Source organism: Thermanaerothrix daxensis, assembly GCF_001306145.1.
Taxonomy (GTDB): domain Bacteria; phylum Chloroflexota; class Anaerolineae; order Anaerolineales; family Anaerolineaceae; genus Thermanaerothrix; species Thermanaerothrix daxensis.
Genome location: NZ_LGKO01000002.1, coordinates 1,142,827 through 1,162,137 on the forward strand (window position 1 = coordinate 1,142,827; position 19,311 = coordinate 1,162,137).

Genomic DNA, 19,311 nt, shown 5'->3' on the forward strand with positions numbered 1-19,311 from the left:
ATGGAAACGGCTGCGGAAAGAGTTCAGCAGTTTGCTGATAAATTGCTGGCAAATCTGGAAAAAGTGATCGTGGGTAAACGTCAGACGCTGGAACTGGTAGTTATTGGGCTTTTGTGCCAGGGACACTTACTTATAGACGATGTGCCAGGAGTGGGGAAAACTATCCTGGCACGGAGTCTGGCTAAGTCCCTGGGTTGCGCTTTCAGTCGTATTCAATTTACGCCTGATATGTTACCCAGTGATGTGACGGGGGTTTCAATTTTCAATCAGGTGACGCGGCAATTTGAATTTCGTCCTGGACCGATTGTGGCGCAGGTAGTGTTAGCTGATGAGATTAATCGCGCCACCCCCAAGACCCAATCCGCCTTGTTGGAGGCCATGGAGGAACGCCAGATTACTGTGGATGGGGTCACGCATCTTTTACCACAACCCTTTATGGTTTTGGGGACCCAAAATCCCATTGAGTATGAGGGCACCTTTCCCCTGCCTGAGGCTCAATTGGATCGCTTCCTGATGCGAATTCGAATTGGTTACCCAGCATTAACGGATGAAATCCGGATTCTGGAATTGCAACAACTGCGCCATCCGTTGTTGGATTTACAACCGGTTGCCAGCGCGGAAGAGGTTCTGGAGGCTCAGGAAGCGGTTAAAACCATATATGTCTCCCCGGCTGTATCGCGATACATTGTGGAAGTGGTACGGGCTACTCGTGAACATAGCGATGTTTATCTTGGTGCCAGCCCACGGGGTAGTTTGGGGCTGTACCGTGCTGGTCAGGCACGGGCCGCCATAAAGGGACGTGATTACGTTCTTCCGGATGACATTAAGGCATTGGCCGAACACGTGCTGGCACATCGCGTGATCATTCAACCTGCTGCCAGGCTTAAGGATCTAACCGCTGAACAGATCTTGCGGGAAATTCTGATGACCCTGCCCGTGCCAGGCGGGAGTGTTGTGCAAAGGTTACAAAGCGAATGATTGTCCGCCGGACTTCCTTGTTCTTTTTGGGCCTGCTGGTTGTTGTGATCATTGCGCTATTTGTGGGTGGGGGTGCTACTGCACGCATTTACTTTCGTTTAGCCTATGGGATTGGTCTCCTATTGGCTTTTTCCTGGATCTGGACTTCAAGAGTCCTCCGTCACGTTGAAGTTAACCGACATGCTCGGAGTCTCCGATATCAGGTGGGGCAAACTTTTGAAGAGCGTTTTGAGATACGTAATCGGGGTCGGCTGCGGATTATCTGGTTAGAGGTACGCGATCTTTCACCCCTACCGGGCAAAAACTTTTCTCGCGTGCTTTCAGAAATTGGGGGTGGCGAGGAGCGCTTCTTTGTAACCCGGACCATATTGCGTCGTCGAGGGGCTTTTCCGCTTGGCCCCACAATGTTGGTATCAGGGGATCCTTTTGGTCTGTTCGCCACTCGGCGCGAGTTTCCGGCGGCAAGAACATTGCTGGTTCTGCCCTATATGGTGGAGATTGCATCTTTTCCTGCTCCTCTCGGGAGGTTGCCAGGAGGGCGAGCGCTTCAACGACGTAGCACAGAAGTGACCCCTTATGCGGCAGGGGTACGGGAGTATTTACCCGGAGATCCCCTTAATCGCATTCATTGGCGCAGCACTGCCCGTCATGAACGGTTAATGGTCAAGGAATTTGAACAAGACCCCTATGCAGATGTGTGGCTTTTCTTAGATGCCTGTATGACGGCTCACATTTCCCGGGAGGATACCATTGCTTTGCGGGGGCAACCCTTCTGGATTTGGATGCAACGTCTAGAAGCCGTGCTCCCGCCAAGTACGTTTGAGTATGCAGTGGCTGCGACGGCCTCTGTGGGGCAATATTACTTGCGGCATGGGCGGGCGGTAGGGTTAGCCTGTGCCAGTCAATCTCTCAGTGTTTTGCCAGCCGAACGCGGTGAACGCCAGTTGGATAAACTCCTGGAGATGCTGGCTTTCGTCCAACCGAATGGACGTTTACCGTTGCTGGGATTGGTGCAAACCCAGGCGAGTTTCCTGGTGCGGGGCACAACGGTGGTGGTGATTACTGCCGCTAATGAGTGGGAAGTTGCCCTGGCTGTTGAAGAACTACTTCGGCGCGATCTTAACCCCATCCTGATTGTGGTGGATCGCACCTCTTTTGGGGGGCCGGGCGATATAATTCCCCTCCGCGAGCAAGTTCAGGCATTGGGAGTGCCTGTCTTCACACTCCGCAAGGATGAAGACCTGCGGACTGCGCTTGAATCCCATTTACCAGGGGGGCAGGGCCTTTAGTTTTGGGACACCAATGTTCCCAAAAATTAATTATTTTGATCCGTTGATTGAGAGGTTTCCCTGGGAGCGTGAACAATAACGGGGCCGACTTCACTCTCCAGAGTTTTATGGGTACCATCACAGAATGGGAATTGCTTGGATTTGAAACACCGGCAGAGGGCGACCACTTCTCCGGCTTCTAAATGTACTGTTGTGCGAAGATGACCAGCTCGATTCTCGGTTGTATGCTCAGCCATCGGGTACAAACCTCCTTGCAAGGGAACTAAGCGGGGATATGATGGCCTTTTTCAGCCTCTGGGTTTTCTCGGATTAGAGCGATAGCATGGGGCAGAGCTGGAAGCACTGTTTCTAAATTCTCAAGCGCCCCTTTGGGGCTGCCAGGCAAATTAATAATTAGTGTTCGTTTACGGATCCCGGCCATTGCTCGAGAAAGCATGGCGTGGGGGGTGATTTGAAGGCTGGCCGTGCGCATGGCTTCTGCTATTCCGGGCAAGGGACGTTCAAGAATGCTTTGGGTGGCTTCGGGGGTAACGTCTCTTGGGCTCACGCCTGTCCCCCCGGTGGTTAATATCAGGTCTGCCACATCCTCATCGCACCATTGTTGGAGTTTTTGGCGAATCATTTCCATGTCATCTGGGACCAGCGCTGTCGCGGTGACCTGCCAACCCAAACTGCGCATGCGTTGTTCTAACTGAGGACCTGAGGTATCAGGACGCTCTCCGCGATAGGAGCGATCGGAGATGGTCAGGATGGCCACTCGAGGTTGCGAATCGGTCATAGAGAATCCCGTGCGTTCAGTTTCTGGATGAGATAGAACAGTTGTTGGGGTGCAAAGGGTTTCAGGAGAAATGCATCGGCACCGGCCAGTTCCGATTCTAGCCCCAAGTCTTCTCCGGATGTCAAAATGACCTTGGGTCGCCGATTGGGATCTAACTGCTGTAGGGAAGCCAGAACGTCGAAGCCGCTGAATTCCTGCAAGTGAGCATCGAGGATCATAAGGGGTGGGTGCTCCGCCTGAACAAGGCTCAGGATGCTCTGAGGATTTGGAGCGGGTGGTATAATGACGTAATAGCCTTCCATTTCAAGCAGTGTGCGCAATAACTGGCGCGTGTGGGTGTGATCTTCGACGAGAAGTATTTTTATCATGGGCCTCCTAAGATGCCGGAGAGGAGGCGGGTTCGGCGACGGCTTGCTCAAGGGCATGCTGGAGTACCTCATCAACGGTCTCTACCAGCACGAAGTCAATAGCCTGGCGGATTTCTTCACTCAGGTCTTCAAGGTCTCCTTCGTTGTCCTTAGGTAGGATAACCGTTTTAAGCCCGGCACGATGTGCGGCCAACACCTTTTCCTTGATGCCGCCAACTGGCAAAACCTGGCCACGCAGGGTAATTTCTCCGGTCATGCCCACGTCGTGCCGTACCAGCCGCCCCGTGAGGAGGGAAACCAAGGCCGTAGCAATGGTCACCCCCGCTGAAGGACCATCTTTGGGTTGGGCACCGGCAGGTACATGAAGGTGAATATCGGATTTCTCGAATATATCGGGATCAATGCCCAGTTCTACAGCATGAGAGCGGACATACGAGAGGGCGGCTTGAGCCGATTCTTGCATCACCTTCCCCACAGAACCGGTGGTGATGAAGCCCTTACTGCCCGGCATCCGCGTGGCTTCCACGAAGAGAATTTCACCTCCCACGGGGGTCCAGGCTAATCCAATGGCAACGCCGGGGATTTCCGTCCGACGGATGATTTCCTGGGTGGCCAGGTACTTTGGCCGACCCAAAAACTCACGTACCCGCTCCGGGTCTACGCGCACCTGAGTTGCCTTGCCTTCTGTTATTTGGACGGCTACTTTCCGACAAACACCGCCAATCTCGCGTTCCAGATTGCGCACCCCAGCCTCACGCGTGTAATGGCGAATGATGTTCAAAATGGCTTCGTCCGTGAACTCGATCTCCTCGGGTTTCAGGCCGTTTTCGCGAATTTGGCGTGGGATGAGATAGTAACGGGCAATGTTTAACTTCTCGTTCTCGGTATACCCTGATAGTTGAATGACCTCCATGCGATCAAGCAAAGGAGCCGGAATGGTTTCAAGAGTGTTGGCGGTGGTGATAAACATGACCTGGGAAAGGTCGAAGGCAACTTCGATGTAGTTATCCCGGAATTCGGCGTTTTGCTCGGGATCAAGCACTTCTAACAAGGCGGAAGCCGGGTCACCCCGGAAGTCGACGCCGAGTTTATCAATTTCATCCAGCATGAAAACAGGATTGCGCGACTCCACCCGTCGCAAAGCCTGGATGATGCGTCCGGGCATTGCCCCAATATACGTTCGGCGGTGACCACGGATCTCTGCTTCATCCCGCATCCCCCCCAGCGAAATACGCACAAATTTGCGTCCAAGGGCGCGGGCGATGGATTGTCCTAGAGATGTTTTGCCAACACCGGGAGGCCCCACAAAGCACAGGATCACCCCTTCGCGTTCCCGGCGGATATAGTCGGTAGAATCCTCGGCTTGCAGGGCTTCACGTCGATCCTGGCGCAATTTACGCACGGCCAGAAACTCCAGGATGCGCTCTTTGATGTCTTCCAATCCGTAGTGATCTTCATCCAATACCCGACGCGCATTTTGAATATCCAGGTTGTCAGGGGTGGTAATTGACCAGGGCAGAGAAACCAACCAATCCAGATATGTGCGGATAACACCGTATTCAGCAGCGGCCGTAGGAAGTTTAGCCAGGCGATCCAGTTCACGCCGAGCCTGTTTTTCGGCTTCTTCGGGCATTTTGGCCGCTTCAATACGTTTTCGAAATTCCTCAATTTCCGCCGCCTGTTCGTCCCCCTCGCCCAGTTCGCGTTGAATGGCCTTTAATTGCTCTCGCAAGAAGTACTCGCGCTGTACTTTGTCAATTTCTGAACGGGCTTCTTTCTGGATTTTCTGGCTTAATTCTAGAACTTCAATTTCGCGTGCCAGGATGGTTACCAATTTCTGGAGCTTTTCGCTGATACGATTGAGTTCCAAAATTTCCTGGGCATCGTTGATATCCATACGCTGGATATTCGCAATGTTGTAAACCAGTTGGAGCGGATCGGGAATGGCGGCTATGGTGGCAACCAGTTCGCGCGGTATGGAGGGAATCAGTTCAGCCATGCGCATGAACTGCTCGCGCACATTGCGTTCCAGCGCTTCGACTTGCAGGCCCGTTTCCAGAATTTCGGGGAGGACCTCAACTCTGGCCATTAAGTAAGGTTCGGTGGTGGTGAATTCAGTGATACGAAAACGAACCAGTCCTTGAACCAGAAGACGGATGGTGCCATCAGGTGCCCGAAACATGCGATGGATGATAGCGGCGGTTCCCACCTGGAATAGATGTTCTGGGCCTGGGGTTTCAATATCAAAAACCTTGGATGCCACCAGACCAAAGAGGCGCTCACCGGCTACAATATCGTCTATTAGGCGGATACTGCGGGGTTGACCGATGGTAAGCGGCACCATGGTCTGGGGATATACCACCAATCCCCGCAGCGGTAGGATGGGAAGAATTTCAGGGAGCTTAAGCATCCCCTCTCCGCTATTTTGAGCCTGGGGGTCGGAAGAGGAGCTGGTAGGCGGCTCGTTGGAAGGGTTGAGATCATCGGGGGGCAAGAGGATTTCCTGAAGGTCCTCTTCCGAGTCAAAATTGTCTGCGTATTCTTCCCAGGGTCTGAAGGTGGACCAGCGGTAGGCTCCCATGGTTAGTATCACCCTTCGGATGTAATCTCGATGGACTTGGGCTGACGTTTGGGCAACTCAATACGCAGAAAGCCATTTTCGTAAGTTGCCGTGATCTTGTCCAAATCGATCGGTGTAAGGATTTCAACTTCGGTAGCAAATTCACCAAATGGGATTTCCATTTGGTGAACAGCCCGGCGCTCGTCCAGGGGTTGAGAACGGACTCCTGAGACGCTCAATCGGTTACGGTCGAATGAAACCATGAAATCCTTTTCATGCATTCCAGCAATTTCAATGAGAACTACAATTCTGTCCTCCATTTCGTAGATATCTGTGGGTGGGCGCCAGGCACGAGAATGAATCGTAAAGTGGTAGGACACCCCACGAGCAATCAACAGAAGAGTCTCACTCTCGGTTGAGGGTTTATGTGGGCTCGAGCGAAAAACAATCGGGATCATGGTGAAATCCTTTCCGTGGCAAAAAGAGCCTTACGAGGTCACCAGGGCGGTTCTGGCTGCCTGGAGGACAGCCTCATAATCGGGTTCCTGGCCTAGCACGGGCATGTAGTCAGCATATACCACCTTGCCGTTGCGGTCAACCACAAAGACTGCCCGACGAAGAATGCGTCTTTCTTTGATCAGGCAGCCGTATTTTTTACCAAACTCGGCATCCATATGGTCAGAAACCACAAAGACGCGGTTAATTCCCGCTGCGCCGCACCAGCGTTTTTGAGTGTATGGTAGGTCGGTACTGATGACAATGACCACAATGTCTTCGCTGAGCGCGGTGGCTTCCTGGTTGAAACGGCGGGTCTCACGGTCACATACGGAGGTTTCCAGTGAAGGGACGGCCGCGATAATGCGCACTTTGCCCTCAGTCGAAGCAAGGATGGGAATGGGCTGCCAATCCTGAGTGTGGGCGATGAATTCTGGAGCCACATCTCCCGCCCGGACATCTGCGCCAATGATGGTGGCATCTTGTCCAGCCAGTTGAAGCACTCCCTTTCTTTCGGGCCATGTTTGGTTGTTCATGATGCACCTCTAAAAACAAGTGATCAAGGCTTTTTCTCCAACCAATCCAGTGCCCCTGGTGCGACTCGAACGCACAACCAACGGATTAGAAGTCCGCTGCTCTGTCCTTTGAGCTACAGGGGCATTGGGCTCCATGATTGCTAAAATAATTCTACTGCAAGAAGGGAGTGCCGGGCAAGCCTTCGAAAAGAAATGGACAGCCGGGAGGAGGCTTTGCCTCCTCCCGGTACTTTCTTTTTACGCACGAATTTCTTGTCGTTGGAAAAGAACGTAAGCCAGAGCAAACAGGAGGATCGTTGCCGCGATTAGGCCAGTTAGATGGGGCCAAATTAGCAGAACACTCTGGTGCAGCGGTAAAGGCGTGCCCAGAATGGCTCCTTCCAGTTGAAACGGCAAGACAAACCCTAGCGAGCGCACCGTTGGATTGAGCAGGGCGATGGCGATCTCAGCGTAAAGTGTATTGGGTGAAATACGCGTCAGGGCTAGTTCGAGTTCTGCCTGGGCCAGTGCTTCCTGGAGGAAACCATACTGGATCGGGCGCAAGGATTGGGCAAGGAGGCTGGCCAGGATGTTCCAGAATACGGTGAAAAATAGCCAGGTTGCAATGGCTGCCAGGGCAGCCGTGGCGGGCTGCCGGAAAACCACCGAAAACATCTGGGCGAGCACCAGCCAGATGCCACCGTAAAAAATTGTTGCCAGCAAGAACCAGAGTAAGCGCCCCACTTCCTCGCTATTAGGTGCTACTCCCAGTCCAATCAACCCCATGCCAAAAATGAGCAACCAAATCGCCGAAAAGACGAGCGCCAGCGTGAAAAGCCCTGCTAAAAACTTGCCTGACAAGAGCGCGTCGCGGTAAATGGGTTGAGCAAGAATGCGCGAAAGGGTTTTGCGGTTAAATTCCCCGTTGACAGCGTCGAACCCCAAGGCAATGGCGATCAGCGGAACCAGAAATCCCAAAAAACCGATTAAGGAAGGTAGCGGATCCTGAGATAGGGTAAATAGTTTCAGGTAGATAAAACGATCACTGCCAATTGAGGCGCGAATTTGTTGCATAGCCACGTAGACCGTCCCGCCTGCGGTAAGCAGGATCAACAGTTCCAGGATGCGCATGCGCGCGCTGGTCAAGTGATCCGCCATTTCCTTAGCCACCACTGCCCAGAGACCTGTCCAGGGAGATCCCTCGCGCAGACGTTGAATCTCGGCTCTTTCAAGCGCGGACATGTTCCACCTCCTGGAAGTATTGAGCGTAGATTTCATCCAGGCTTTGGGCTTCCATGCTCAAACCTCGTAACTGTCCGCCCGCCGTGATGAGGGTTTTGGCGACCTCATGGCGGATATCAGAAGTTGCTTCAACCTCGATAGTTGTCGTGTTTAAGGCACGAACATTGACGGCTTCAGGTACCTGTTTCAGGGCTTCGATGATTTCGGGGGTTGTATTGGGGGTTTCCACGTAGATGCGAAAAGCCTTGCCCAGTACCTTCCGCCCTAATTCGTCAACGGTGCCCACCAGCATCATTTTTCCTCGATGGAAGAGCCCCACCCGGTCACAGACGGCCTGGACCTGGTGCAGAAGGTGTGATGAAAGCAGGATCGTTATCCCTTCGGCGCGCAAGGTACGGATGATCTCTAGAAATTCCCGCGCCCCCTCCGGATCCAGACCTTGGGTTGGTTCATCCATGATGATGATCTGTGGCTGTTTAATGAGAATTTCGGCCACTCCCAGGCGCTGGCGCATCCCGCGCGAAAATGTGGAAACCGCTTTATCACGCATTTCAACCAGGTTGACTTTCTGCAAGGCGGATTCGATGCGCCGATCAGCCTCTTCGCGTGGCAGGCCGTTCAATTTGGCAATGTAGATCAGATTCTCATAGGCTGTGAGTTCATCGTAGAACCCAACCTGGTCCGGCAGGTATCCCACATGCGCTTTAACCGTTAAGGGCTGTCGGGTGGGATCGAAGCCTAAAACTCGAATGCTTCCGGAGGTTGGCTCAGTAAGCCCCAGAATCATGAGGATGGTGGTGGTCTTCCCGGCGCCGTTTGGGCCGAGAAGACCGAAGACCTCGCCTTTGTGAACGATCAGATTGAGGTGATCAACAGCGACAAAATCCCCATATTTCTTCGTCAGGTCTTTGGTTACGATGACCTCGCTCATGGTTGAGCCTCCTAAGATCACCGACGACCAAAGCGAATCACCGCCAGCATCACGACCCCAACTGCGATTGCAATTAAAACGACGCCAGTAATCCCCCACAGTGTGGAGGTCAATACCGTGACTCGAAAATCTACGGATTTGGAAGCACCCTGGCTAGGAGTTGCCCGCAGAGTTAGCATGTAGTCTCCCGCGATGGCATTATCTGCTGGTTTGATCTTGAGCGTTACCTCGCTCTGGGCATTTGTGGCGATTTCATCCAAGACCTCTGGATCAAAAGTCACCGTCCACCCACTGGGGGCGCTGGCTGAGAGTTTCACCCCCTGGGCAGAAGCACTGCCCGTGTTCTGGACTACCAATTTGAGTGAGGTTTCACGCCCCGTGTAGACCTGCCCGGAGAGACGACCATCTGGAGTGGTGATGCTTAAGGAGGGCTGTCCAGTCACTTCTGCGGTCAGGTCAAGCGATGCCTGGACATCATCTCCCTGGGCTGTGATGGTAATGGGGTAGCTACCCGCGGTAATATCTACCAGGGGCTGGGCCTCCACAGTAATGGATTTGCTTTCCTTCGCTCCTAATGGAAGGGAGGTGACATCCTGTCCGCCGTATCGGAAGTTCACCTGGAACCCACGTGGCGCGTTGGCACTCAGGTTGACCGTTATCTCATCATCCCCTTCGTTTTTGAGGGTCACACTGTAACGAAAAGTAGTGGTGGGAGAGCCCCGCAGTACGGGAAGATCGACATCAAAGGAAAGCCGTGAGGGCTGTTTTTCTTTTATTGTGATCTCAATTGGCAGTTGAGCACTGGCAGTAGCCGTGCGCCCCGTGACTACCACGCGGTAGGTACCTGCCTTGATGGCTTTAGGCTGATCCAGGCGCAATTCCAAATTGGCTTCGCTTTCTGCCTGAACATAGACCGCCTGCACAGTTTTACCGCCTCCCCGTATTGTTGCAGTCCACCCCTCTGGTACCTCGCTGACCTCGAGACGCACCACTTCGGGTTGCGAAGCCACCCGAACATGTACATCCACGGAGATGGTTTCACCAGGTCCGACGACAACACTCGGATAGGTTGTGTAGAGAATCGGGTTAGAAGAATTGCTATTGGGGGTAATATCTTGTGCATTAGCGGGGATCACCAGCGCCAACGCGGTGATCAATACTGACACGAAAGCAAGAAAGAGGGTAAAGCCATGGCGTTTCATCGGTTCTTGCCTCCATGTAATATGGATTTAGAGTTGAAATGCGGGTTTACTGTCCTGCTTTTTGGATTGGGGTAATTAGGGCATACTGCCCCGTTACAAACCGTTCTGAACTATATCACGATCGTATAAGAAAAGTATTAAAAAACCATTCAGAAGCGGTTAATGCTCGATTACGGCTCAAAAACCTGGCACTCGAGAGATGGCCCTGGGGTGGCTTCCAGTTTATGACGAATTTCAAGAGCGGTTTCAAGGGTTAGGCTGGAATGGAAATGCTCGGAAATTTGGATTTGCTGTTCCATCAGATCAGCAAGGGCCTCTATTGAACCCTGCAAACGGTTGCAAATTTGAGCAAAGGCTTTCTCAGGGGATATTTCCGGTGTACTGGAACTAGCGGGATTCCGCACTTGTGCCCAGTGGCTTAGAGAGATTAAGGCGATGTTATCCAGGACCAAGTAATCTTGCCAGGGAATACGGTAGGCTTGGGTAGTCTGTTGAAGAAAAAGCGACGAGATATTACCATCCTCTGTGCGGATGTTAACGAAATTGGGCGGGCTTTTTTCGGGAAGCAGCACTGGAGGGAGAGGTTGAAAGATTAGTTTGTGCTGGGGGTAATAAATGATTAGCGCCCAGAGACTTTGAATTTCTGGGCGTGAATGGGTGAGGTCATCAACGATAATCACCAAAAGGTTACGCTGGTTCGGTAATGTGGGAAGAGGCGGGGTTGTAGGCCGAGCAATTCCAGCACGGGAATTCTGAATGAGGTAACGGTTTGTTAGATATCCTAAAACCAGGCAGACAAGGAAGACAAGAGGGAGCAGGATGCCAAGTCGTTTTCCCATTTTTCAAGGTCGGTCGCGGTTTTTAGTAAGGGCCTGGTCTTTAGGGCGGCCTAATTGTGGTCCCTCAGCACTGCTTTGCTGGAGAAGCCACCTAATCCAGGGGTAAAGGGGATGTCTTTCATGGGTTCCCAGGATGAGGCTTCTCGTCGGTGTAGAATTCGTTGATGCTGGGTTTAGATCATAAATGAAAAGGGTTCCGATATACAACTGTGATCGAATTTGCACCAATGCTTGGCGCCACCACTTGATCTCGTTCTCAGTTGCCAGGTAGATACGATCCTCTGGGTTTATTTTACCATCAGGGACAACCAGACAGGTGAGCCAGAGGATGCCCTCTGTGTGATGGTGGGAGAGCATGACTTGACGCACCTGTTCGTAGTGGCGTAAAACCCAGGGGAACTGAGGATTGGAAGGTTTGAGAGGATCCCCACTCAATAAGGGGAATTGAAGGCTCAAAATCGGCATAAAGGAAGCCGCCCCATTTTGGTATAAACCTTCCAGGAACTGAAGGTCATTCATGGCGCCGTTCGCAATTTGTGTGGATGTGGGAGGCTGAAGACCGCCAGCGATAAGATAAAGCGGGATTCCCTTATCCCGAAGCACTTCCTGAACCTCGAGGTATAAATGCGCATAATTGGAAGGATTGGGTAGACTTCCCCACTCTTCCATTACGTTTGCCCCAGGAAATAATTCTACTGCTTGTATAGCCCCTGGATAACGCTGGACCAGAGTGAGAACGAGCTGAGCCGTCAGGGTTGCATCGGGGCCACCAGGAGTCAGCGCCCAAGGCGGGGGCTGAGTCAGGCTGACCATCACGGCGATGCCTTCTTTGGCCGCTGTTTGCATAACCGGGTCCAGGGTGCTCAAATCGGGTGCGGTGTCGGGATTGGGTTGAAGGCGTTGCCATGCAATTGGAACATTAACCCAGTGAGGTTTGAGCGTTGAGAGACTCTGGAGAGCCACCTCGGAAAGGCTGCCATCGGGATAATAAGTGACGCCTAGAGCCAAATCTGGCGAGCCTGGAAGACCCGATGCAGCGTGGCTGGGATAGGTGATCAGAATACCCAATGCCAGGGCGAGGATCCAGGTTAGACAGAACCAACGTTTCATGATTTTTCATTAGCGCAGCGAAAATTGAGCCAGGAGCATACCAGCCGCAAAGCCACCGATGGCTGTGACTAGCAACATTTTTGCTTCCTTGGTTCGAAGAAAACCTGGCCAGAAACGGTAGACCATGCGTATGGCGTACTTGAGAGGCGTGAATCGGCTCAGGGCGTTGATAATAAGGTCCCACCAAAGGATTTCGACACGCTGTAAGAAGGGGGCAAGCATATAAACCTCCTTTTTGTGCTAGCGAGATGTGCTGGTTTTGATGATTTTTCCGGTTTTTGTTACGGTAGCCCGGACGGTGTGATGCAGGGTTTTGCCATCAGCGGTGGTGGCGCGGCTTTCAAAAACTAAAAGGTAAATCTCTTCGGCCTGGGGTTTGACTTTGGGTTTTTGCCCCTGGACCTGGGGAAAGCGAGCATAAATTTGCCGACAGACTTTCTGTAAGATTTGGGGGTCCATAAGAGATCCTTTAGCGAGTGCGGCGGCGCAAGAAAGCCGGAATATCCAGGTTATTGGCAGATGGAATCTCACTCTCTGAGCCCAAAGAAGGAGCCGTCATCACAGGTTGAGGCGTTGAAGGGACCTCAACAGGGCGTGAAGCGCCCGTGCGGGCGGTTTTAGGCATTTCCACAGGAGTCGCACCAAGACCGGTAATCACCATAATGACCTGTACCCGGTCTTCCATCGCTGCATTGGTTACCACACCGGGAATAATTTCAATTCGGTTGTTGGTGCGTGACTGTAAGTCGTTGAGGGCTTCCACGACTTCCATGAAAGTCAAATCGGGGCCGGCTGTAAAGTTTACAATAAGGGCAGAGGCATTTTCCAGGTTGATTGAGTCCAATAGGGGGTGGTGTAAGGCCTGTTCAATGGCTTTCTGAGCTTTGTGTTCGCCTTGCCCAAAGCCGATTGAGAGCACAGATCCCCCACCTGATTGCATAACTTGGCGAATGTGGGCAAAATCAATATTGATCAAACCGGGTTCGGTAATTAACTCAGAAATCCCCTGAATCCCCTGGCGCAGCACATCGTCGGCCAGGCGGAAAGCCAATTCTAACGGCAGATTCTCAGGAGCAATGGCCAGCAAGCGGTCATTGGGGATGGTAATCAACGTGTCGGTGTAGGGGCGAAGGCGGGCCAAGCCCTCAGAGGCATTGATCTGACGACGCCCAACTTCCCACATAAACGGTAGGGTGACTACGGCGACGGTCACTGCCCCAAGCGAACGGGCCACTCTGGCGGCGATAGGGATTGCACCCGTACCGGTGCCACCCCCCATGCCGGCAGTAAGAAAGACCATGTCTGCGCCGCTTAAGGCGGCGTTGAGTTCACGGTAACTTTCTTCGGCAGCCGCTTCGCCGATGCTGGGATTCCCGCCTGCTCCAAGGCCTCGAGTGAGGCGAGGGCCCAGTTGAATCTTGGTGTGGGCCAGTGATTGTTGGAGAATTTGGGCATCGGTGTTGGCAGCAATGAACTCCACACCGTTGATACCCAACTCAATCATGCGGTTGACTGCATTACAACCTGCGCCACCCAGGCCAATGACCTTGAGTACGGGTTTAGGGGCGCTAATCTCGGTGGTTTTAGGTGCGGTCTCTACAAATCGGAGATTCATGGTTCACCTCGCCAGATATTTCGAAAGATGGGAAACTTGGTTTAGAGTGATCGTATCAACGACACAGCCGCTAGCTCTTAATTGTTCAATAACTTCCGGGGCAAACTTTTCCGGTTCTACCAGGGTAACACGTTGGGCGAGCACGGCCTCAGACAGGGCGGTGCCCAGGGTAGGGGTATCCCCTGTCGGCATTTGTGAGAGCAGAATGGGGATCAGTTCGGGTTGGGTAGTCCAGTCTGGGGGTAAAAGGATGTAATGACCAATTGGGCGTTTCAGATGTTCAAATATCCCTGGGGAGCCGGGGGTAAATTGGGAATGGGGGTGCGTAGCATCTGGGCTTATTAATTGCATCACGGCGTCATTAGCCGGCTTTCCTTCGTGAAACCAGGCTTGAGCCGCGAAAGGAGTGTTAGGAGATGCAGATAGAAGCCAAAAATTACAGGAGAGCAACGATGGAGGATATTCTGCTGCTAGGGGAACGGTGGCAATGCCCTTGGGCGCTAGTGATGCATAGAGATGCTGAACGGCGGGCATCGCAGCTGGATGGAATCCATCGGATTGACTGAAAAGAATCTGGGGATCGCTGGGCAAACCAACATGAAATAGATGAATAGGCAGAGAACGCTCGAGCACGGATTGGGCAATTGCTTCATACCATTCAAAGATGCGGAAACCGCGCTGATCTTGAGTATCGGGAGATTGACAGTAGGGACGTGCCTCAGGCCAGGCCAGCGGCCCCCCCTGTCCCCACTCAAGGGGATGATTGTGTGTCCAGGCATAAGCGGAAAGGTGGAGGTTCTCGATAATGCTGGTTTGTTGGCGACGTTCTAGAATAGTGAGCACGTTCTGTAGGAAGGCGGTATCCCAGTAGTCTCCCCCTGGCTGCAAGGGTGGAAGAATGGGATAACCACCGCAGCGGACAATCCACTGCGCCCAGGGTAAGAAAGCATCCACAAACGCCTCGGCTAAATCGGGATGAGACCAGAATGCCGGTCCCCAGGTTCTTCGAAGGTTAGGGCGGTCAAATATCTGAATATGAAGGGCCCCCCACTTAATGTAAGCCTCAATGATAGGGGCTACTTCTCTCAATTCGGGGGGATCAACGAGAGAAAAGGGAAACTGAATGAGAGGTGAAATACCTTGTTTGAGTAAACCGCGGATAAATGCTTCTGGGATGGCTCGAGTTGCCGGGGACTCCATCGCTAACCAACCCACGTTGAGACGCGAAAGAAGAGGCAACCAAGTTTGAAGGTCTTGGGCAGTGTAATGTAGTGAGTCGGGGTAATAGTGAAACCCCAGACGATTGATTTGGAGGGTTTGTGGGGAGGGCGCGGACTTGGAATGCTCAGAGCGTTTCATGGTGTTAGACCGGGTAACAGCAGGATTATCCTCTCTAAATGCAAGAAACGTGCCAATTAGGCCGAAGTCCTGAATTCTCCATGTTTTCAGGGTTCGTGGTGGGAACACGGATTTGCGGATTTGCGCTTAACTTGACAGCCTAAGCCCTTCCGATTAGAATTTGATTACCCTTGATGAGGGCCTGTAGCGCAGTTGGGAGCGCGCTTCAATCGCACTGAAGAGGTCAGGGGTTCGAATCCCCTCAGGTCCACCAGGCGCATGCCAAAAAGGTAGCGCACCTTAAAAATCCATAAGGGCCCATAGCGCAGTTGGGAGCGCGTCTCAATGGCATTGAGAAGGTCGGGGGTTCGAATCCCCCTGGGTCCACACGAGATGTGAGCCAGGAGCCATCTCCCGGCTCACTTTGTAAGACCAGGGCAGGAGTAGTAGATCATCCGCCAGCGAGTCAGGGAGGGTGAGAGCCTGGCAGGGCCTTTGCGGAGGGCCTATCAAGATCGAACTCGCCTGTCGCTCCAAGTGTTGGGGCAGGTTGCCCGGGTGAAGATCAGTAGCCAGGGACGGGTGATGCCCGTTAGCGCATCAAAGAGTGGTCCGGGTGTGGGTGTGCCCGGGCAATCGGGGTGGTACCGCGGAGAGCAACCTTCGTCCCTGTAGTGACGAAGGTTGTTTTTATTATGAACAAATTGTCTTTTGGCAGGAGTGATCGAGGATGAACATCTCGGTTCCAACTTATAACCCCGCAGAAATTGAACGGAAGTGGCAGGAAAAATGGGAAGCAGATGGGCTGTATCATGCGAATATTGATTACAGCCGCCCTAAACATTATGCACTTACCATGTTACCTTATCCCTCTGGCGATTTGCACATTGGCCACTGGTATGCGATGACACCCTCTGATGCCCGAGCGCGTTTTATGCGCATGCAGGGTTATAACGTGCTTTTCCCAATGGGGTTTGATGCATTTGGGTTACCTGCGGAAAATGCCGCCATTAAACACAATATTCATCCCAAGCAATGGACCTACCGCAATATCGAGCGCATGCGGAAGCAACTAAAAAGCATGGGGGCCATGTTTGACTGGCGGCGCGAAGCCATCAGTTCGGATCCTGAGTATTATCGCTGGACCCAATGGTTCTTCTTACAGTTCTATAAACACGGCTTAGCTTACCGGAAAGGGGGAATGGTTGATTGGTGCCCTTCTTGCAACACCACCCTGGCGCGTGAACAGGTTGTGGGAGAAGAGCGTGTTTGTGAACGCTGCGGGACACCGGTGATCAAGAAGAACCTGGAGCAGTGGTTCTTCCGGCTGACCAAATACGCAGAGGAGTTGCTTTCTTTTGAAGGTATTGACTGGCCGGAGCGCGTGCGCACGTTACAAATTAACTGGATTGGTCGGTCTGAAGGAGCAGCAGTGACCTTCAGGACTGAGCAGGGTGATCCGATTGAGGTCTTTACCACCCGTCCGGATACTCTGTGGGGCGCTACTTTTATGGTACTGGCTCCGGAACACCCCCTGGTCGAGAAAATCACTACCCCCGAACAGAAACCCGAGGTTGAGGCTTATGTTTATCAGGCTTTGCGCCAGTCAGACATTCAGCGTGAGGCTGCAGACCGGGAGAAAACGGGGGTATTTACAGGTGGGTATGCGATCAATCCGGTCAATGGGGAACGCATTCCTATTTGGATTGCTGATTATGTACTAATGAGTTATGGTACTGGCGCCATCATGGCAGTGCCTGCTCATGATGAGCGCGACTTTGCTTTTGCGCGAAAGTACGGGCTGCGCATTATCCCGGTGATTCAGCCGGAAGGGGTCGTCATGGATGGTGATACCATGGAGGCCGCATATACGGGCCCTGGTTACATGATCAATAGCGGACCCCTCAACGGCACTTATATTAACGGGAAGGGGCATGATGACCCCGGTATTCGAAAGGTAATAGCCTACCTGGAAGCCAATGGCCTGGGACGAGCAGAGGTTTCCTATAAGTTGCGGGATTGGTTAATCTCGCGCCAGCGTTACTGGGGGGCTCCCATCCCGATCATCTATTGTCCGCATTGTGGCACAGTTCCGGTGCCAGAAGATCAACTTCCAGTGCTGCTCCCCGAAGATGTGGAGTGGCGACCGACGGGCGAAAGCCCCCTGAAACTGCATCCAACCTGGCGGTTTACCACCTGCCCATCCTGTGGCGGTCCAGCGGAACGAGAGACAGATACCATGGATACATTTATGTGTTCTTCCTGGTATCACCTGCGTTATCTGAGCCCGCACTATGATCAGGGCCCCTTTGATCCCCGTGAGTACGATTATTGGATGCCGGTGGATACCTATACGGGGGGGATCGAGCATGCTACCATGCATCTCATTTACACGCGCTTTTTCCATAAAGCCTGTCGGGATATTGGGATTACCAAAGGGAACGAGCCCATGCTTCAACTCCGCAATCAGGGGATGGTGTTGGGTGAGGACTCGGAGAAAATGTCAAAAAGCCGGGGAAATGTGATTGCTCCAGACGATCTGGTAAGTCGTTATGGGGCGGATACTGTGCGGGCTTATCTGATGTTTTTCGCTCGTTGGGATCAAGGTGGACCGTGGAACAGCGGGGGTATCGAGGGGGTGCATCGGTGGCTTAAGCGAGTATGGTCGGTTGTCCTGGAGCCCGCTCCTGAGGCAGGCAGGGCAGACGAAGCGACTTTGCGTCAATTGCGGCGAAAGGCGCATCAGACGCTTCGGTCGGTCACGCGCGACTTTAGAGAGTTTGAGTTTAATACGATTATTTCCTCGCTGATGGAATTACTAAATGAAATGAGCAGAGCCAAACAGAATGGAGCCTGGGGCAGTCCGGCGTGGGAAGAAGCGGTGGACATTTACTTGCGGATGCTGGCACCTGTGTGCCCGCACATCAGCGAGGAGATGTGGGCGTTGCTGGGCAAGCCATATTCCGTACATACTCAGGCGTGGCCTCAGGTGGATGAAGAGGCTGCCAAAGAGGAGATGATCACGATTGTAGTACAGGTGAACGGCAAGGTACGCGATCGCCTGACTGTGAATGCTGAAATTGGCGAGGAAGAAGTCAAAGCCCTGGCACTTCAGAGTGAAGCCGTTCAGCGCCACCTTGGGGGAAAAACCCCACGCCAGGTCATCTACGTACCGCGACGTTTGGTCAGCATTGTGGTTTAAGGGGATTGATAAGGAGGTGCTGCTCGGAGACCTGAGCAGCACCTTTTTATTATTATAACTAGCAAATGGAGGCGGGTGTGCGTTTCGAAAATCTCAACTGGATGGATGTTGAGCAATATTTGCGACGAGATGATCGGGTGATCCTGGTTTTAGGAGCCTGTGAGCAGCATGGTTATTTGAGTCTTCTAACGGATGTGAAGATTCCACTGGCGCTTGCAGATGCTGCCAGCCGCCAAAGTGGGGTCCTGGTTGCGCCCCCTCTCAATTTTGGGGTTTCCCCATATTTCCTAAGTTATCCGGGTACGATTTCGCTGCGCACCGAGACATTTATCAAAGTGGTTGAAGATGTTGTTCAAAGTCTTTACCATCAGGGATTTCGCCGCTTTCTGGTATTAAATGGGCATGGGGGAAATGCAGCGGCACAGAACGTTCTGATTGAGATGGCTAACCGCTATGCCAGTATGCGAGTGGCTTGGTATGCGTGGTGGCAGTCACACAGCGTTGAAGCAGTAGCGGCTCGCTATGGACTAAAGATTTATCACGCTGGCTGGGCAGAGGCATTTTCGTTTACCCGAGTAGCCGACCTTCCTACGGGAGAGAAACGAGTGGAAGGTTATCAGGGGTTGCTTAATGCCGAGGAAACGCGGGCTACGTTTGGAGATGGCGTGTTTGGGGGAGCCTACGAGGTATCTGAGGTCATCTTGCAGGAGTTGTTTGACGCGGCTCTTCAAGACGTGTTGGCGCTATTGAATTTCTGACAGTTCTCTAAAATTTGAAGTAGTATTTTCCTAATCTATATTCGACTTTGCCATGTTAAGGAATCGTGTATAATTAGTTAACAAATTCTGA

At 52.6% G+C, this 19,311-nt stretch carries 19 protein-coding genes and 3 tRNA genes; 6 read left to right on the top strand and 16 right to left on the bottom strand.

The genetic code is table 11. The features are described from left to right. Window positions 1-978: an AAA family ATPase gene (locus tag SE15_RS05630; RefSeq protein WP_054521108.1), complete on the top strand. Its 978-nt coding sequence runs from the start codon at window positions 1-3 to the stop codon at window positions 976-978. Next, window positions 975-2,267 (top strand): DUF58 domain-containing protein, encoded by a 1,293-nt coding sequence (locus tag SE15_RS05635; RefSeq protein WP_054521109.1) that lies wholly within the window; start codon window positions 975-977, stop codon window positions 2,265-2,267. Before SE15_RS05630 ends, SE15_RS05635 begins: the two co-directional genes overlap by 4 nt. 26 nt (window positions 2,268-2,293) lie before the next feature. Here SE15_RS05635 and SE15_RS14890 read toward each other — a convergent pair whose 3' ends face one another. The 16 genes from SE15_RS14890 to SE15_RS05710 form a co-directional block, all read right to left on the bottom strand. Continuing rightward, entirely contained in the window at window positions 2,294-2,503 is a 210-nt protein-coding gene (locus tag SE15_RS14890; RefSeq protein WP_083461725.1) for a CDGSH iron-sulfur domain-containing protein, read from the bottom strand. A 26-nt stretch (window positions 2,504-2,529) separates the two neighbouring features. Continuing rightward, window positions 2,530-3,045, bottom strand: coding sequence for a MogA/MoaB family molybdenum cofactor biosynthesis protein (locus SE15_RS05640; RefSeq protein ID WP_054521110.1), 516 nt, complete (start codon window positions 3,043-3,045; stop codon window positions 2,530-2,532). Further along, complete coding sequence (locus SE15_RS05645) at window positions 3,042-3,413, bottom strand: response regulator (RefSeq protein WP_054521111.1); 372 nt, start codon at window positions 3,411-3,413, stop codon at window positions 3,042-3,044. Before SE15_RS05645 ends, SE15_RS05640 begins: the two co-directional genes overlap by 4 nt. Before the next feature lie 7 nt (window positions 3,414-3,420). Further along, window positions 3,421-5,823 (bottom strand): endopeptidase La, encoded by a 2,403-nt coding sequence (gene lon, locus SE15_RS05650; protein ID WP_201778065.1) that lies wholly within the window; start codon window positions 5,821-5,823, stop codon window positions 3,421-3,423. 179 nt (window positions 5,824-6,002) lie between these two features. Further along, window positions 6,003-6,431, bottom strand: a complete 429-nt coding sequence (locus SE15_RS05655; protein ID WP_054521112.1) for an Hsp20/alpha crystallin family protein — start codon at window positions 6,429-6,431, stop codon at window positions 6,003-6,005. A gap of 30 nt (window positions 6,432-6,461) precedes the next feature. Continuing rightward, window positions 6,462-7,004 carry a thiol peroxidase gene (tpx, locus tag SE15_RS05660; protein ID WP_054521113.1) on the bottom strand — a complete coding sequence of 181 codons (543 nt, stop codon included), beginning with the start codon at window positions 7,002-7,004 and terminating at the stop codon, window positions 6,462-6,464. A 50-nt stretch (window positions 7,005-7,054) separates the two neighbouring features. Continuing rightward, window positions 7,055-7,127: transfer RNA gene (locus tag SE15_RS05665), tRNA-Arg, on the bottom strand. A 114-nt stretch (window positions 7,128-7,241) separates the two neighbouring features. Then, window positions 7,242-8,225, bottom strand: coding sequence for an ABC transporter permease (locus SE15_RS05670; protein ID WP_054521114.1), 984 nt, complete (start codon window positions 8,223-8,225; stop codon window positions 7,242-7,244). Next, the gene (locus tag SE15_RS05675) at window positions 8,212-9,156 is read right to left on the bottom strand and encodes an ABC transporter ATP-binding protein (protein ID WP_054521115.1); all 945 of its coding nucleotides are present in this window, start codon (window positions 9,154-9,156) and stop codon (window positions 8,212-8,214) included. Before SE15_RS05675 ends, SE15_RS05670 begins: the two co-directional genes overlap by 14 nt. A gap of 17 nt (window positions 9,157-9,173) precedes the next feature. Beyond that, on the bottom strand, window positions 9,174-10,358 hold the full coding sequence (locus tag SE15_RS05680) for a COG1470 family protein (protein ID WP_054521116.1): 1,185 nt from the start codon (window positions 10,356-10,358) through the stop codon (window positions 9,174-9,176). A gap of 170 nt (window positions 10,359-10,528) precedes the next feature. Further along, the gene (locus SE15_RS05685) at window positions 10,529-11,197 is read right to left on the bottom strand and encodes a hypothetical protein (RefSeq protein WP_054521117.1); all 669 of its coding nucleotides are present in this window, start codon (window positions 11,195-11,197) and stop codon (window positions 10,529-10,531) included. 3 nt (window positions 11,198-11,200) lie between these two features. Next, window positions 11,201-12,307: a hypothetical protein gene (locus tag SE15_RS05690; protein ID WP_054521118.1), complete on the bottom strand. Its 1,107-nt coding sequence runs from the start codon at window positions 12,305-12,307 to the stop codon at window positions 11,201-11,203. A gap of 9 nt (window positions 12,308-12,316) precedes the next feature. Continuing rightward, window positions 12,317-12,529 carry a hypothetical protein gene (locus tag SE15_RS05695; protein WP_054521119.1) on the bottom strand — a complete coding sequence of 71 codons (213 nt, stop codon included), beginning with the start codon at window positions 12,527-12,529 and terminating at the stop codon, window positions 12,317-12,319. An 18-nt stretch (window positions 12,530-12,547) separates the two neighbouring features. After that, entirely contained in the window at window positions 12,548-12,766 is a 219-nt protein-coding gene (locus SE15_RS05700) for a hypothetical protein (RefSeq protein WP_054521120.1), read from the bottom strand. A 10-nt stretch (window positions 12,767-12,776) separates the two neighbouring features. Continuing rightward, entirely contained in the window at window positions 12,777-13,922 is a 1,146-nt protein-coding gene (gene ftsZ, locus SE15_RS05705; protein ID WP_083461728.1) for a cell division protein FtsZ, read from the bottom strand. Between the two features lie 3 nt (window positions 13,923-13,925). Next, window positions 13,926-15,281 (bottom strand): hypothetical protein, encoded by a 1,356-nt coding sequence (locus SE15_RS05710; protein ID WP_054521121.1) that lies wholly within the window; start codon window positions 15,279-15,281, stop codon window positions 13,926-13,928. 177 nt (window positions 15,282-15,458) lie between these two features. Between SE15_RS05710 and SE15_RS05715 the strand changes: the two genes are divergently transcribed. The 4 genes from SE15_RS05715 (at window position 15,459) to SE15_RS05730 (ending at window position 19,220) form a co-directional block, all read left to right on the top strand. Further along, a tRNA-Ala gene (locus SE15_RS05715) sits at window positions 15,459-15,534 on the top strand. A gap of 40 nt (window positions 15,535-15,574) precedes the next feature. Further along, a tRNA-Ala gene (locus SE15_RS05720) sits at window positions 15,575-15,647 on the top strand. Between the two features lie 343 nt (window positions 15,648-15,990). Then, complete coding sequence (gene leuS, locus SE15_RS05725; RefSeq protein ID WP_054521122.1) at window positions 15,991-18,462, top strand: leucine--tRNA ligase; 2,472 nt, start codon at window positions 15,991-15,993, stop codon at window positions 18,460-18,462. A 77-nt stretch (window positions 18,463-18,539) separates the two neighbouring features. After that, on the top strand, window positions 18,540-19,220 hold the full coding sequence (locus SE15_RS05730; RefSeq protein WP_054521123.1) for a creatininase family protein: 681 nt from the start codon (window positions 18,540-18,542) through the stop codon (window positions 19,218-19,220). Window positions 19,221-19,311 lie beyond the last annotated feature (91 nt).

Bases quoted from the DNA above. Each gene is read 5' to 3' on its own strand.
- leuS (WP_054521122.1), top strand. From the start codon at position 15,991: ATGAACATCTCGGTTCCAACTTATAACCCCGCAGAAATTGAACGGAAG.
- SE15_RS05690 (WP_054521118.1), bottom strand. From the start codon at position 12,307: ATGAAACGTTGGTTCTGTCTAACCTGGATCCTCGCCCTGGCATTGGGT.
- SE15_RS05700 (WP_054521120.1), bottom strand. From the start codon at position 12,766: ATGGACCCCCAAATCTTACAGAAAGTCTGTCGGCAAATTTATGCTCGC.
- SE15_RS05675 (WP_054521115.1), bottom strand. From the start codon at position 9,156: ATGAGCGAGGTCATCGTAACCAAAGACCTGACGAAGAAATATGGGGAT.
- SE15_RS05670 (WP_054521114.1), bottom strand. From the start codon at position 8,225: ATGTCCGCGCTTGAAAGAGCCGAGATTCAACGTCTGCGCGAGGGATCT.
- SE15_RS05640 (WP_054521110.1), bottom strand. From the start codon at position 3,045: ATGACCGATTCGCAACCTCGAGTGGCCATCCTGACCATCTCCGATCGC.
- ftsZ (WP_083461728.1), bottom strand. From the start codon at position 13,922: ATGAATCTCCGATTTGTAGAGACCGCACCTAAAACCACCGAGATTAGC.
- SE15_RS05655 (WP_054521112.1), bottom strand. From the start codon at position 6,431: ATGATCCCGATTGTTTTTCGCTCGAGCCCACATAAACCCTCAACCGAG.
- SE15_RS05630 (WP_054521108.1), top strand. From the start codon at position 1: ATGGAAACGGCTGCGGAAAGAGTTCAGCAGTTTGCTGATAAATTGCTG.
- lon (WP_201778065.1), bottom strand. From the start codon at position 5,823: ATGCTTAAGCTCCCTGAAATTCTTCCCATCCTACCGCTGCGGGGATTG.
- SE15_RS05710 (WP_054521121.1), bottom strand. From the start codon at position 15,281: ATGAAACGCTCTGAGCATTCCAAGTCCGCGCCCTCCCCACAAACCCTC.
- SE15_RS05680 (WP_054521116.1), bottom strand. From the start codon at position 10,358: ATGAAACGCCATGGCTTTACCCTCTTTCTTGCTTTCGTGTCAGTATTG.
- SE15_RS05695 (WP_054521119.1), bottom strand. From the start codon at position 12,529: ATGCTTGCCCCCTTCTTACAGCGTGTCGAAATCCTTTGGTGGGACCTT.
- tpx (WP_054521113.1), bottom strand. From the start codon at position 7,004: ATGAACAACCAAACATGGCCCGAAAGAAAGGGAGTGCTTCAACTGGCT.
- SE15_RS05685 (WP_054521117.1), bottom strand. From the start codon at position 11,197: ATGGGAAAACGACTTGGCATCCTGCTCCCTCTTGTCTTCCTTGTCTGC.
- SE15_RS05635 (WP_054521109.1), top strand. From the start codon at position 975: ATGATTGTCCGCCGGACTTCCTTGTTCTTTTTGGGCCTGCTGGTTGTT.
- SE15_RS05645 (WP_054521111.1), bottom strand. From the start codon at position 3,413: ATGATAAAAATACTTCTCGTCGAAGATCACACCCACACGCGCCAGTTA.
- SE15_RS14890 (WP_083461725.1), bottom strand. From the start codon at position 2,503: ATGGCTGAGCATACAACCGAGAATCGAGCTGGTCATCTTCGCACAACA.